Source organism: Ruegeria sp. YTSC230 (assembly GCF_059609665.1).
On sequence record NZ_JBXWMC010000013.1, the window covers coordinates 77,993 to 91,681 of the forward strand.

The 13,689-nt window shown below is 57.8% G+C and carries 15 protein-coding genes; 6 read left to right on the forward strand and 9 right to left on the reverse strand.

Translation table 11 applies throughout. The annotated features are described in order from the left end of the window. Positions 1 to 34: 34 nt before the first annotated feature. From AC2FD9_RS21165 to AC2FD9_RS21180, 4 genes are all read right to left on the reverse strand, one after another. Positions 35 to 1,081 carry a methyltransferase domain-containing protein gene (locus AC2FD9_RS21165; protein ID WP_496838759.1) on the reverse strand — a complete coding sequence of 349 codons (1,047 nt, stop codon included), beginning with the start codon at positions 1,079 to 1,081 and terminating at the stop codon, positions 35 to 37. Between the two features lie 105 nt (positions 1,082 to 1,186). Next, positions 1,187 to 2,299, reverse strand: a complete 1,113-nt coding sequence (locus AC2FD9_RS21170; protein ID WP_496838761.1) for a YhaZ family DNA alkylation repair protein — start codon at positions 2,297 to 2,299, stop codon at positions 1,187 to 1,189. 2 nt (positions 2,300 to 2,301) lie between these two features. Then, complete coding sequence (locus AC2FD9_RS21175; protein ID WP_282168177.1) at positions 2,302 to 3,081, reverse strand: SDR family oxidoreductase; 780 nt, start codon at positions 3,079 to 3,081, stop codon at positions 2,302 to 2,304. A gap of 68 nt (positions 3,082 to 3,149) precedes the next feature. Then, positions 3,150 to 3,512 (reverse strand): nuclear transport factor 2 family protein, encoded by a 363-nt coding sequence (locus AC2FD9_RS21180; RefSeq protein WP_113790112.1) that lies wholly within the window; start codon positions 3,510 to 3,512, stop codon positions 3,150 to 3,152. Between the two features lie 109 nt (positions 3,513 to 3,621). Between AC2FD9_RS21180 and AC2FD9_RS21185 the strand changes: the two genes are divergently transcribed. The 4 genes from AC2FD9_RS21185 to AC2FD9_RS21200 all read left to right on the forward strand — a co-directional run bounded on the left by AC2FD9_RS21185 (position 3,622) and on the right by AC2FD9_RS21200 (position 8,214). After that, positions 3,622 to 5,229, forward strand: coding sequence for a peptide chain release factor 3 (locus tag AC2FD9_RS21185; protein WP_496838763.1), 1,608 nt, complete (start codon positions 3,622 to 3,624; stop codon positions 5,227 to 5,229). A 21-nt stretch (positions 5,230 to 5,250) separates the two neighbouring features. Beyond that, positions 5,251 to 5,688: a hypothetical protein gene (locus tag AC2FD9_RS21190; RefSeq protein ID WP_282168175.1), complete on the forward strand. Its 438-nt coding sequence runs from the start codon at positions 5,251 to 5,253 to the stop codon at positions 5,686 to 5,688. After that, complete coding sequence (locus tag AC2FD9_RS21195) at positions 5,685 to 6,614, forward strand: glycosyltransferase family 2 protein (RefSeq protein WP_496838765.1); 930 nt, start codon at positions 5,685 to 5,687, stop codon at positions 6,612 to 6,614. The genes AC2FD9_RS21190 and AC2FD9_RS21195 overlap by 4 nt, the downstream gene beginning before the upstream one ends. Before the next feature lie 184 nt (positions 6,615 to 6,798). Next, the gene (locus AC2FD9_RS21200; RefSeq protein ID WP_496697084.1) at positions 6,799 to 8,214 is read left to right on the forward strand and encodes a DEAD/DEAH box helicase; all 1,416 of its coding nucleotides are present in this window, start codon (positions 6,799 to 6,801) and stop codon (positions 8,212 to 8,214) included. Here AC2FD9_RS21200 and AC2FD9_RS21205 read toward each other — a convergent pair. Genes AC2FD9_RS21205 through AC2FD9_RS21215 form a run of 3 tightly spaced genes read right to left on the reverse strand, consistent with a single transcriptional unit; the run spans position 8,211 to position 10,215 of the window. Next, positions 8,211 to 9,113: an EamA family transporter gene (locus AC2FD9_RS21205; RefSeq protein WP_109311742.1), complete on the reverse strand. Its 903-nt coding sequence runs from the start codon at positions 9,111 to 9,113 to the stop codon at positions 8,211 to 8,213. The two genes, AC2FD9_RS21200 and AC2FD9_RS21205, sit on opposite strands and share 4 nt — an antisense overlap. A 21-nt stretch (positions 9,114 to 9,134) precedes the next feature. After that, positions 9,135 to 10,019 carry a fatty acid desaturase gene (locus tag AC2FD9_RS21210; protein WP_496838767.1) on the reverse strand — a complete coding sequence of 295 codons (885 nt, stop codon included), beginning with the start codon at positions 10,017 to 10,019 and terminating at the stop codon, positions 9,135 to 9,137. After that, a complete protein-coding gene (locus AC2FD9_RS21215; RefSeq protein WP_058278218.1) occupies positions 10,012 to 10,215 on the reverse strand; it encodes a DUF2061 domain-containing protein in 204 nt (67 codons plus the stop codon). Before AC2FD9_RS21215 ends, AC2FD9_RS21210 begins: the two co-directional genes overlap by 8 nt. Positions 10,216 to 10,321: 106 nt before the next feature. Here AC2FD9_RS21215 and AC2FD9_RS21220 point away from each other — a divergent pair, with 106 nt between their 5' ends. Both AC2FD9_RS21220 and AC2FD9_RS21225 read left to right on the forward strand, forming a co-directional pair. Beyond that, positions 10,322 to 11,185 carry a helix-turn-helix domain-containing protein gene (locus tag AC2FD9_RS21220; RefSeq protein WP_058271837.1) on the forward strand — a complete coding sequence of 288 codons (864 nt, stop codon included), beginning with the start codon at positions 10,322 to 10,324 and terminating at the stop codon, positions 11,183 to 11,185. Between the two features lie 94 nt (positions 11,186 to 11,279). Further along, positions 11,280 to 11,462, forward strand: coding sequence for a hypothetical protein (locus AC2FD9_RS21225; RefSeq protein ID WP_496738430.1), 183 nt, complete (start codon positions 11,280 to 11,282; stop codon positions 11,460 to 11,462). On the opposite strand, the gene AC2FD9_RS21230 is transcribed toward AC2FD9_RS21225, so the two are convergent. Together AC2FD9_RS21230 and AC2FD9_RS21235 are read right to left on the reverse strand one after the other, a co-directional pair. Continuing rightward, positions 11,459 to 12,220, reverse strand: coding sequence for an SDR family oxidoreductase (locus AC2FD9_RS21230; RefSeq protein WP_496754277.1), 762 nt, complete (start codon positions 12,218 to 12,220; stop codon positions 11,459 to 11,461). The genes AC2FD9_RS21225 and AC2FD9_RS21230 overlap by 4 nt on opposite strands. Then, on the reverse strand, positions 12,217 to 13,683 hold the full coding sequence (locus AC2FD9_RS21235; protein WP_496838769.1) for a carnitine 3-dehydrogenase: 1,467 nt from the start codon (positions 13,681 to 13,683) through the stop codon (positions 12,217 to 12,219). Before AC2FD9_RS21235 ends, AC2FD9_RS21230 begins: the two co-directional genes overlap by 4 nt. Positions 13,684 to 13,689: the final 6 nt, after the last annotated feature.

Consider the following 13,689-nt stretch of genomic DNA (forward strand, 5'->3'; position numbering starts at 1 on the left):
GGGGATAACAACCCCGCCCCTCAGGTGCAAGAGATCAGCAACAGCCGCCGGATGGGGCCTCGCCTATGGCTTCAAACGGGCTTTCACCACCGCAGCCTTCGAATATCCCGTGGTGGGTCGAGAAATCACCGATGAAGTCGAAATGCCGGGCAAAACGGGTGTCTTTCAACATCATCCACGTGTTGCCGCAGACAGGAAAGACCTTGCCTGCCTCGATCGCGTGGTGATCATCCAGTTCGAACAGATGCGGGGCGTTCGGGATGGTGCCCTTGTAGATCACGGCCTGGCCATAATCCTCGCAGTCTGTTTCCAACTCGGGCAGCTTGAACAGACGGTAAGTGGCGGACAGGAATTTAAGAGGCGCAACACGCTCTTCGAGCACCGCGTTTTCGATGGTCAGCGGACGATGCGTGACCCGGCGCGGATCGCCAAAGCCCGCTTTGCGCGACATCGACAGGAAATCGTTCCAATACAGGGCGCCGGACAGGCATTCACCGTACAAAACCTCATCCTCGGCCATCTCTTTAGGCACTCGGCGGTCGGCGTAGACGTCCGAGAAATACATCTCGCCCCCGTCTTTCAGCAACCGATGCGCACCACGCAAAACAGCCTCTTTATCGGTGGCCAGATTGATCACGCAGTTCGAGACGATGATGTCAAAAGAACCGGGTTCCAGGTCAAGCTCATCCAGCTTTTCGATATAGCCATGGTGGAATTCCACATTGCTGGCAGAATGCCCAAAGGCTTGCGCGTGATAGTCCTGATGCGCCCGCGCGACGTCCAGCTGTTCCGGTGTCATATCCACACCCACAACACGCCCCTTTTCACCTACCATTGCGGACAAGGCATAAACATCACGTCCCGCACCACAGCCGAGATCCAGAATGCTCATCCCCTCAAGGTCGTGCGGAGCGATCAGACCGCAGCCATAGTAGCGCGTCAGAACTTCGTCATGAATTTTCGACAGGATCTTTTTGACATGATCCGGCATGTCATCAGGCGTACAACACGCGTTTGTCTGCAAGTCCGAGCTGCCCTGCAGGACCTCGCTATAGTAATTCTGCACTGACTCATGCTTCATCGCGGTTATCCTTTTGTCTGATGGCTGCATAGCAGCTAATGCAGCGCGGGGCTTGGCGCAATCCGGGCCTTTAGAATCTGACGAAAGCGTGAGGGCGTGTAGGGGTTATGCCAACAGTTCGAAATCAACACCCGCGCGCAGTTTGCCGTTAACCTGTATCTCAAGCCGATGCGCACCGGGGATAAGTTTGAACGTGGTCGCGTCACCTTTGAGCTTGTGCTTTTTGGTCAGGGTAAGAGCACCATCTACCAAAGCGGACTGTTTCAGCTTGTGTACTTTGGCTGAGGTTTTGCCCCCAGGCCTTTGAAAATGAACAATGTAATCCACCAGAACAGGTTGGTCGCCGTTACCACTCAGCATTACATCAAATTCCAACGCGTCGCCGATCCGGGCATCACCCTTGATGGTGACATCGGCCGAAACCTTCGCATCCGGGTCAAAGCCCAGCATTTTCATCGCGCGCGGATGGCCTGCTTTCACAAGCCCGCGCAAGGTGTGCGAGGTCATCCAGTCCATCTCGGCCTGATCCTGCCGCCCGTTCCTGCCCCAACCCTGCAACCGGTCCAAAACCAGATCGGGGTCTTTTTTGGTGATGTCGTTCAGGTGGTTGGCCACCGACCGCGTGACATATCGCGTCCCATCGGCATGCAGCCGATCCAATAGAGGCAGCGGATCGGTCAGGTCCAACCCCACCGCCTGCCCCCAAGGCAAACGCGGTCTTGTGCCTTCGCTGACCAGCCGGCGCACGTGATAGCTGTCATGCGCGCACCATTCCTGCATCCGCGCCAGCACCTGTTCCTGATGGGTATTGAGAAACGGACGTATGGCCCATTCCATTGAAAATCTTTGGGTCAGTTCCTCAAGCACATCCAATGACTGCCTCGGATGATCCAGCCCCACTGCAACAACCCAGTCACCCAGCGGAGCAAAGATGAAATCACCAAAATCATCATCGGTTTTGCCGGGATCCAAAGGCGGCGGCAAGGCGCGCAGCAGCGTAGGTGCGATCTGAGGCAAGTCGCCCGGCACCGCCTGTTGCAGACATTCGGCGATCCAGGCCATCCTCTCTTTCAGCTCCAGATCCAGCAGACGCGACATGACCTGCGCCTCAAACGCCTCGGCATCAAAGGACGGGTCCGCGCCCGCGAAAAGCCCCGCCAAATAGCGGGTCTTTTCGACATTAAACAGTTGATCTTTAAGTGAGAAGTTTTGAGCCATGATCACATCGTCAGATTGGTGGCGCCACCGTCCAGCAGTATGTTCTGCCCGACAATGAAACCGGCATTCTGCGAACACAGGAACGCACAGGCTGCGCCAAACTCTTCACGCGTTCCATACCGGCGCGCCGGGATGGTTGCCGCGCGTTCAGCGCGCGCCTCGTCCATCGAAATTCCTTTTTGCGCCGCGACACCACCATCCAATGAGTCCGCCCGGTCAGTGGCGTGAATGCCCGGCAGCAAGTTGTTGATCGTCACACCTTTTGGTGCAACCTGACGCGCAGTTCCGGCAACATAACCTGTCAGTCCGGTGCGGGCTGCATTCGACAGACCCAGCGCAGGGATCGGTGCGCGCACAGATTGCGAGGTGATATTCACCACCCGGCCCCAGCCTTTGTCCATCATCCCAGGCAACAAAGCCTTCATGAACGCAATTGGCGTCAGCATGTTGGAGTCCAGCGCTTTGATAAAATCATCGCGATCCCAGTCCGACCACAAACCCGGGGGCGGGCCTCCGGCATTTGTCACAAGGATATCAACACCCTGCGCGGCTTCGACTACCTGCACCTGTCCTTCAATCGAAGTCACATCGCAGGCAATAGTCTGAACCTGTACGCCATGTTCAGCGCGAATGCGGTCAGCCGATGCCTCCAAAGCCTCGGGCCCGCGCGCGTTCATCACCAGATTAACACCCGCTGCGGCCAGTGCCTCGGCACAACCCAGACCCAGACCTTTGCTGCTGGCACAAACCAGCGCGCGCTTTCCTCTAATTCCCAGATCCATCTGATCCTCCCTGTCTTTGCCGCACATCTAGCACCAGCCTTTCAGGGAAGACCAGAAACCAAAACACGCTAGTAAAAGAACTCTTCGCGCACGATCTTGCCATCCGCGACGTGGTAAATGGCGACTTCGCGCATATCAAAGCTGTCACCGCTTTCCAGCACAGTACCCTTCACTTCGAAAATTACGGCAAAGCGGTCCTCACCATGCACAAATGGGTCACTTACCGAAGCTTCGGTTACATCATGTGCGCCTTCCCACCATTCGTGTTTGCCGCGGATCGCGTCGCGCCCGGCGACTTCGCGCCCCATACCCGAGTAATCCACAGCTTCGACAGAAACGGCATTGTCTGCATAGAGCTTATCCAAATTCGCTTTGGCCCGGCCCTCGCGGCAACCAGCGACCAGTTCGTTTGCGATTTCTTTTAAATTCATCACACCTCTCCATCATTTGTTCACTATATGTTCTTTTTGCCACTATCAGGCGATTCTGAACACCCCCTTTGTCTTGCCTCGGCAGAATTCCCCGCATATACGCGCGTTCATGCTTGATATCGCCTCGAACCAACCCGTTTTGCCGCCCGAGATCGCCCGGCGCCGGACATTCGCCATCATCTCGCACCCGGATGCGGGCAAAACGACGCTGACTGAAAAGTTCCTGTTGTACGGGGGCGCTATTCAGATGGCCGGTCAGGTGCGCGCCAAGGGCGAAGCCCGGCGGACCCGTTCGGACTTTATGCAGATGGAAAAGGATCGCGGTATCTCGGTTTCCGCATCGGCGATGTCTTTTGACTATGACACCTTCAGGTTCAATCTGGTGGATACGCCCGGCCACAGTGATTTCTCTGAAGACACCTATCGCACGCTGACCGCTGTGGACGCCGCCGTGATGGTCATCGACGGCGCGAAAGGTGTGGAAAGCCAGACGCAGAAACTGTTCGAGGTCTGTCGCCTGCGTGATCTGCCGATCCTGACCTTCTGTAACAAGATGGACCGCGAAAGCCGCGATACGTTCGAGATCATCGACGAAATTCAGGAAATGCTGGCCATTGACGTCACGCCTGCCGCGTGGCCCATCGGCGTCGGCCGCGATTTCATCGGCTGCTACGACATGCTGCGCGACCGGTTGGAGCTGATGGACCGCGCCGACCGTAACAAAGTGGCCGAAAGCATCGAGATCAACGGTCTTGATGACCCCAAGCTCGCGGAACACGTACCCGAGCACCTGCTGGAGAAGTTCCTGGAAGAGGTTGAGATGGCGCGCGAGCTGCTGCCCGCTATGGACCCGCAGGCGGTGCTTGAGGGGCATATGACCCCGATCTGGTTCGGTTCGGCGATCAACTCGTTCGGTGTCAAGGAACTGATGGAGGGCATCGGCGCTTATGGCCCGCAGCCGCAAATCCAGTCTGCCGAACCGCGTCAAATCGCACCGGATGAAAAGAAGGTCGCCGGTTTTGTCTTCAAGGTTCAGGCAAATATGGACCCAAAGCACCGCGACCGCGTCGCCTTTGTTCGCATGGCATCGGGCCATTTCAAGCGTGGTATGAAGCTGACCCACGTGCGATCGAAAAAGCCGATGGCGATTTCGAACCCTGTGCTGTTTCTGGCGTCCGACCGCGAATTGGCCGAAGAGGCCTGGGCCGGAGACATCATCGGCATCCCTAACCACGGCCAATTGCGCATCGGCGACACGCTGACCGAAGGCGAAGCGATCCGGGTTACTGGCATCCCCTCATTCGCGCCTGAACTGCTGCAGACAGTGCGCCCGGGCGATCCGATGAAGGCCAAGCATCTGGAAAAGGCGCTTATGCAATTTGCCGAAGAAGGTGCGGCCAAGGTGTTCAAACCCTCAATCGGTTCGGGCTTTATCGTGGGCGTCGTTGGTGCGTTGCAATTCGAAGTGCTCGCCAGCCGGATTGAGATGGAATACGGCCTGCCCGTGCGCTTTGAGGCGTCGCAATTCACCTCGGCCCGCTGGGTCAGCGGCGACAAGGCCGAAGTCGAAAAATTCGTCGAAGCCAACAAGCAGCACATCGCCCATGATCATGACGGCGATATCGTTTATCTGACGCGCCTGCAGTGGGACATCGACCGGGTCGTCCGCGACTACCCCGAACTGAACCTGACGGCCACGAAAGAGATGATGGCGTGATGGCACGGGCCGAAAGCACGAATGGATGATGATCTAACGTATTCGGGTGGCTTGCCCGCCCTGCAAGACAGGTTCGAAAGGCGACGAGCGCCTTTCGACTTCTCGGACGAGGTACTACCGGCAGAAGATATCGATCTGACCCATTTGACCCGTCAGATTGTTCCTCAAAGCGCGACGCAGTCGCAACCCGGTGAAGCCGACACATCCTGGACGCGCAAACGCCGACACATCGCGCAGGAATTCGTCGGAAAATCTGAACTGGCGTTTCTGAACGCGCAGCTTATTTCGAACTTGCGGAAACGATCCTGGCCGAACCACGCCCCCGCCTTGTTTTGCCGGTTGTGGGCCGAGCATTCGGATCATCTGTTCAAGGCTTTGAATCGCGATCCCGGGACAGTGTTCCGGCGCCTGGCCAAAATGCGTGAGACTCGTGCAGCGCGTAGGGAAGCGCGCCAATGACGACCTGGGGTATCGTCTCAATGGTTCGCGGATCGACCCGCGACATACTCAGGTTCGCGGCCCATCACCTCGATCTGGGTGCGGATTATCTGTACATTTACCTGGACGAACCTAACCGTGAGGCGCACCGGGCCCTCAGGAAACACCCGAAAATCAGGGCGCGAATCTGTGATGATGTCTTTTGGGATAAACGCAAACGCGACCGCCCGGACCGCCATCAGGTTCGTCAGACACTTCATGCCACATTCGCCTATCGCAACACCGATCTGGACTGGCTGGCCCATATCGACCTGGATGAGTTCCTTTGGTCTTCAAAACCCATCCGGGAGCAGTTGCAATCCGTCCCCGCGGAAATCCCTGCCGTCCGCGTCCGGCCAATGGAGGCAATGGCAGGCGGCGAGGATCTGTTCAAGGCGCATATCCCCAGCGGCCCGGACCGCTCAGCTATGGTACAGTCCATCTATCCCAACTATGGCAGCTTTGTACTCGGCGGGTTCCTCAGCCACGTTCAGGGTAAGCTGTTCGTCCGCACAGGCATGGAAAAGCTGAACTTTCGCATCCACAACCTGTTTCAAAACAAAAAACTTCTGCCCTGCAAATTCGAACTTCCGGGGTTGGAGCTGTGTCATCGCCACGCCCCTGACTGGGACCACTGGGCCGCGCACTATCAGTTCCGGATGGCGCGTGGGTCCTATCAACCCGGCATGTCCCCGAACGTTCCGCGCGAACTGGGCGGTCTGAACAAGAATGAGTTGTTCAACTGGATCGAGACAGAACAGGGCCAGGACGGTTTGCGCGCGTTCTATGACGAAATTAGCGGTGCCGATCCCGGCGTACGCGTACGTCTCGAAGAATATGGGTTGATCCGGCACAGACCGCTGGATCTGGACGCTAAGGTTGCGAAACACTTTCCCGGAAGCTGCTGAATTGTTGCGGAAAACCAGCAGTGGGCGTTAGCGACGTCAGGTTAAGGGCTCTTCATTTGACCCTGCCCCATGATTTTGTTATGTCCGCGCAAAGCCGAAATGCGCGTGACAGCGTATGGCCATCCGGGCCCGGCATTCCTTTGACGCGCGGGCTAGGTCTAGTGTCCGCATGAACCGGACATACATGACAAAATTCAACGAACTGAACCTGAACCCGAAGGTCCTCAAAGCCATTGAGGAAGCCGGATACGAAACGCCCACGCCAATTCAGGAAGGCGCGATACCCGCTGCCCTTGAAGGTCGGGATGTTCTGGGCATTGCTCAGACCGGTACCGGCAAGACGGCCAGCTTTACGCTGCCGATGATCACCTTGCTGGCCCGTGGGCGCGCCCGTGCACGGATGCCGCGCTCGCTGGTGCTGTGCCCGACCCGGGAACTGGCCGCGCAAGTGGCCGAGAATTTCGACACCTACGCCAAACACCTGAAACTGACCAAAGCGCTGCTGATCGGCGGCGTCAGCTTCAAAGAGCAGGACGCGTTGATCGACCGGGGCGTTGACGTCCTGATCGCCACGCCGGGTCGCCTGCTGGACCATTTCGAACGCGGCAAGCTTCTTTTGACCGGTGTTCAGATCATGGTTGTCGACGAAGCTGACCGGATGCTGGACATGGGGTTCATCCCCGATATCGAACGCATCTTCTCGCTGACGCCGTTCACGCGCCAGACCTTGTTCTTCTCGGCCACTATGGCGCCCGAGATTGAGCGGATCACCGACACCTTTCTGTCCGCACCCACGCGGGTCGAGGTTGCGCGTCAGGCCACTGCTTCGGAAACTATTGAACAGGGCGTTGTCATGTTCAAAGGCGGTCGTCGGGATCGTGAGGCCAGCCAGAAACGCAATGTCCTGCGGGCGCTGATCGACGCTGAAGGCGAGAAGTGCACCAACGCCATCATCTTCTGCAACCGCAAGACCGATGTGGATATCTGCGCCAAATCTCTCAAGAAATACGGCTATGACGCCGCCGCGATCCACGGCGATCTGGATCAATCCCAGCGCACGAAAACACTCGACGGCTTCCGGGATGGGTCTTTGCGCCTACTCGTGGCCTCGGACGTGGCCGCGCGCGGATTGGATGTGCCATCCGTCAGCCATGTGATCAATTTCGACGTCCCCGGCCACCCCGAGGATTACGTCCACCGCATTGGCCGCACCGGTCGCGCCGGGCGTGAGGGCAAGGCGATCACGATCTGCTCTTCCCGCGATGAAAAGGCGCTGGCGGCGGTGGAGAAGTTGATTCAGAAAGAAATTCCCCGTCTGAACAACCCGATTGAGGCGGATGACTCCAAAGCCGATACCCCAAAAACCGAGAATCAGCCCAAAGCGGCGGACACCAAAAAGTCCGATCGGCGCAAAAGCGAGCCCCGTGCGGAAAGAGAGCCTCGTAAGGATAGAGAACCGCGCAAGGATAGAGAGCCCCGTAAGGACAAAGAGTCCAAAGGCCGCGGTCGCAGAGACGACAGGGGCCCTGCAGTTGTCGGCATGGGCGATCACTTGCCCAGCTTCATCGCCCTCAGCTTTGACGAACGCCGTGCAGGCTAAATCGTAAGCACCAGTGCCAGTATCGAGGCACCAAGCAACGTCATCCCGGCGATCTCGCGCCGGGTGATTCTTTCGCGGAAAAACAATAGCGAGGCGAACAGGCTGAAGATCAGTTCGACCTGCCCGAGAGCTTTGACATAGGCCGCGTTTTGCAGCGTGAAGGCAAAAAACCAGCAGAACGATCCACATAGACTGGTGAGCCCGACAAAAACGCTCGTTCGGCGTGTGTCCCAAACCGCGCGCAGCTCGGCACGGTCGCGCCACAGCAGCCACAGCCCCATGCTGAGGAATTGGAACGAAACCACCACGGCCAAGGTGACCAGTGCCCGAAACCAGGCGTCTAAATCCCCCAGTTCCAACGAGGCACCGCGATAGCTGACGGATGAGAAAGCAAACAGCACGCCCGAACCCAGCCCAAGGCGCGATGCACGGTTGGTGAGGTGTGCCCACCAAGCCCCTTCTCCACCAGGACTTTTCGACAACAGCAAGACAGCCACCAGTCCCAGAACAATCGCAAACAACGCACCCGAGGATACCTGATCGCCCAGGACCAAAAATCCGACGATGGCGGTTTGGATAACTTCGGTCTTCTTGAATGTAATACCGACGGCAAAATTGCGTTGTTTGAACAGGGCCACCACGCAGATGGTCGCCAAAATCTGCGTTGTCCCGCCGATCACTGCAAACAACCAGAAACGCCCGGTCAGGGCCGGTAGGCTGAATCCGGTCAATTGCATTGCCACGATCAGCGCAAGGACTGCCAACGGCATGGAATAGGCGAACCGCGCAAAAGTCGCGCCGGCTGCCGAAAGTTTCACAGTGCTCAGCGACTTTTGCAGCATGAACCGCACGGTTTGAAATGCCGCGGCGGCGATGGTGATGGGGATCCACAAACTCATGGATTCCCTTGTGTCGTCAAATCATCCCTTTGGCCAGAGCGGATGCTCGACCGGGTCCTTGGTACGCCAGAAATAGGACCGGAAAATCTGCCCATAAGACCGATAGACATAAGCGTGGTTGCTGGCCAGATAGCCGTCTTTTCCGGCACGATAAAGCGCAGGCAATCGGTACCACGGAGCACCGGGATTCATGTGATGAACGACGTGCAGATTGTTGTTCAGAAACAAAAAAGCCAACAATCCACGATCTTCGACGATGACGGTTCGGGCGCTGGAGTTTTCGTGCGCTCGGTGTTCAAGAAAGGTCCGGATCTTGACCAGGCCCAAACCAATGTAAGCAGACAGAACAAAGGCCCATTCAGGCATTGGAGACCCAGCAACCACCCACAAAACCGCGGCCACCCCAACCAGGTGCAGCCCCCATGCCAACAGTACGGCTCTGTCTCCGCGTTTGGCGCCACGCAACTCATCCCGGAAGAAGATATACTGACCAATCGTCGGGCCCAACACCATGCGCCCGAGCAGTGTGTTGTTCGCCCTCAGGAGCCGCTTTTGCCAGCTTTTGAGCGTATTCCAAACCTTCGGGTCCAGATAGTTCGACTCGGGGTCGTCATAGGGGTCGGTCAGCGTCGAATCCCTGTGATGCGCCAGATGCAGATCGCGGAACCGGTTGTACGGAATGAACAAGGTCAGAGGCAGGGCCATCAGCGCCTCGTTCAGCCAACGCGTGCGGAACGGGTGCCCGTGCAGCGCCTCGTGCGTCAGTGATGAATGCAACGCTGCGACCAAGCCCATGGCCGGGATAGCCAGCCAGATGGGAAGTGTGAATATCACCGCCAGCCACGCTGCATAACACGCAATGATCAGGGCAAAGGTGCCCCACTCGGGACCCGGCCACTCAGACATTTCGGCCCCATGTGATGCCTGCCCAGACACGCTCATAGATCACGTACATCGTCAGGCCGATGCCCGTGTTCACAATCGCCAACGTCCCACCAACTGCGGCAGAACCTGTCGCGATCAGACCCACCAGCGTCATCATGACCAGGCCCATCGCATTCCACACCACAGCCTTCACGACCGATCTTCGTCGCGTTTCCATTCCGTCACCCATATTATTGTTATGCTTTAAGAATTACGGATCGTGGCCGAGTTGAAAATTCTGAATATGATTAACAAAATTCATCATCCATGATATAAATCACCATATGACGGATAAATTAGACAAACGAGACCGCGCTGCACAGTTTCGCCAACGCCTTGCCCGCGCGATGGAAGAACGTGACATCAGCCAAAGCGCGCTGGCCCGGGATATCGGTGTCGACCGATCGACCGTATCCCAACTTTTGACTGGCGAAGGTGCGCGCCTGCCGAACGCGCATGTCGTTGGCAGCTGCGCCACAGCGCTAGGTGTTTCGGCTGACTGGCTGCTGAGCTTATCGGATCGGCCAGAAAGCGCTGCAGAGCTCCTGGCGCTTTCTCTGAGTATGACCAAAGCGCCACGCGCGCTGGTCGATGAACGCATTTTCGAATGGCACAAAGAGGCGGCTGGCTACAAGGTTCGCTATGTACCCGCCACCCTGCCCGACATGCTGAAAACCCGCGCCGTGCTAGAGTGGGAATACGCCCCGCATCTGGGGCGAACGGCGGATCAGGCCATCGGCGCGTCAGAAGACCGGCTGACGTGGATGCGCAGCGCGCAATCAGATTATGAGATCGCCATGCCGCTGTATGAGATCGACAGCTTTGCCCGCGCGACCGGATACTACGAAGGCCTGTGCCCGAAAATCAGGATGGATCAGATCGACCACTTGTTAGAGCTGAGCGACCAGCTTTATCCCCGCATGCGCATCTATCTGTTTGATGCCAAACGCCTCTATTCTGCGCCGGTCACGATTTTTGGCCCGCTGCTGTGTGTGTTCTACGCGGGCAGTCACTATATGGCCTTTCGGGACCGCGACAGGATCGAAGTTTTTTCCCGTCATTTCGATACGTTGGTGCGAGAAGCGGATGTGACGGCGCGGGACTTCCCCGATCATCTCAGGCAGCTGCGATCAACGATTTCCGCCTGATAACGGCCTTATAGATGCGTAAGCGACCAAGGTGTGATATCGTCACTTGGCGCGAACTTTCGAGCGATCCGATCACAGACGGAGGACAATAAGAATGGACGCATTAAAAACTGCTCAATACGCACGGGCGCTTTATTCCGCCCACGGAGATCAGGCCGAGGCGGAAGCTGCGCAGAAGATGCGCGAATGCAAAGACGCCGGGAACATGCAGCAAGCCCGTGACTGGCAGGCGGTTCGCCAGAGCATCCGCCAGATTCGCGGACCCAATCAGGCTTAAACCTTGGGGTCGGGGTTAACGGTGTGCCCATCGACCGCAATTACCTGCCCCGACACCAACCGCGCCGCATCCGACGCAAGGAACACGGCCATATTGGCGATGTCGTGCCCTTCGACAAAGCGACCCATTGAAGTGCCCGAGGCGTAACCGTCATAGACCTGGTCCCGCGTCATGCCCTTGGCGTCGGCCTCTCGCTGCAGCACGCCTTCCATCCGTGGGCCTTCTACTGAGCCAGGGCAGATAACATTGCACCGCACGCCATGCGCGCCAAGCTCCATCGCCAGGGTCTTGGCCAGACCGATCATCCCCCACTTCGCCGCAGCATAAGGCGCGCGATTTGGGTATCCGTATTGGCCAGCCGTCGAAGACGTAATGACCACCGCGCCACTGCCCTGACGTTTCAGGATTGGAGCGGCGTGTTTGGAGCACAGAAAGGCACCCTCCAGATTTACTGCAAGGCACATGCGCCAATCGGCCAATTCAACATCTTCAACCGAAGCGGTTGGTCCCGCGATTCCTGCGTTTGCGCACAGGGTGTCCAAACCACCCCATTCCGCCTCGATGTCTTGGAACAAGGTGGCCACGGCATCCTCATCCGCGACGTTCGCCTCGGACCGCTGCCAATGGACCGGACAATCAGACAGGGCATTCGGGTCAACATCAGCCACCCAAACCTGCGCACCAGCTGCGTCAAAGGCTTCGGCCATGGCGCGGCCAACGCCCGAGGCGCCAGCCGTGATCAGAACGCGCCCACTCATGCCGGTTTGCGGATCGCAGCACCCGCACCTTCAGGATAAGGCAATCCAGCCTGAGCTTCGGCGATCCGGGCCATAGCCGCTTCGATCTCGGCCGAAGGTGCGCTCGGACGACGGGTTTCCAGACTGACATGCAGCAGGAAGCTTTCGCCCGTGGCCAATAGCTTGTCGCCTTCATACATGGAATGGAACACGTGCAGCTTCTTGCCCTGCCCCAACAGCATCTGTGTACGCACTTCGATCTTTGCGCCCGCGTGGACTTCGTCGATATAGCGGATGTGGTTTTCGGCCGTAAAGTAACTGCCGCCCGAAGCGATGTAATCGGCATCACACCCCATGATCTCCATGAACCGGTCGGTCGCCGCGGCGAAGGCCTCAAGGTAACGCGCCTCGTTCATGTGACCGTTATAGTCGGTCCAGTCCAATGGCACTGCGCGCGACAAGGTCAGAATTGGCTGGCTCAGATCGACCTGCTCCATCGTCGGCAAGGCACCCGGTTTCAGCGCCACGTCATGCTGGTTCAGAACAGCACCGGCCCCATAGTTCTGCGCCTTGAGCGCCCGCATCATCCCAACGAGGTTGTTGTCGCGAATACGCTCCAATTCCCGGATCGAATGCATGCCCGATTGTGCGTCAGACTGATCCGCGATCATGTCGACCAGCTCATCGGTGAACTCGGGTACATCCATCAGCTTGGTCCAAGGCCATTGCAACGCCGGGCCGAACTGCGCCATGAAGTGCCGCATCCCCGCCTCACCACCGGCCACGCGGTAGGTCTCGAACAGACCCATCTGTGCCCAGCGAATGCCAAAGCCCATGCGAATTGCTTCGTCGATCTCTTCAGTCGTGGCGATACCGTCCTTGACCAACCACAGCGCCTCGCGCCAGACAGCTTCGAGGAACCGGTCAGCAATATGCGCATCGATCTCTTTTTTGACATGCAGAGGGAAGAAACCCACCGATTTCAACAGGTCCTTCGCGCGGTCGACCATCTCGGGCGTGTTCTTGTTGGTCGGCACCAATTCGATCAGCGGCAGCAGGTAAACCGGGTTAAACGGATGCGTCACCACGATTTGTTCAGGGCGCAACGCGCCTTCCTGCAACTCGGACGGTTTGAACCCGCTGGTTGACGACCCGATGATCGCCTCCGGATTGCAGGCCTCTTGCAAGCTTTTGTAAACCTTCAGCTTCAGATCCAGCCGTTCAGGTACACTTTCCTGAATCCAGATGGCGCCTTGCACGGCGTCAGTCAGATCGTCATGGAAGGTAAGCGCCCCCTCAGACGGCAAAAGCACATCACTCAACCCCGGCAGAGACCGGCGCGCGTTATCGAGCACCTCGCCAATCTTGCGCTCGGCCTCCGGGTCCGGATCGAACACGCGGACATCCCAACCGTTAAGCAAGAACCGCGCGGCCCACCCGCCGCCGATTACACCACCACCGATGATAGCTGCTGTTTTTGTCATTTCTTT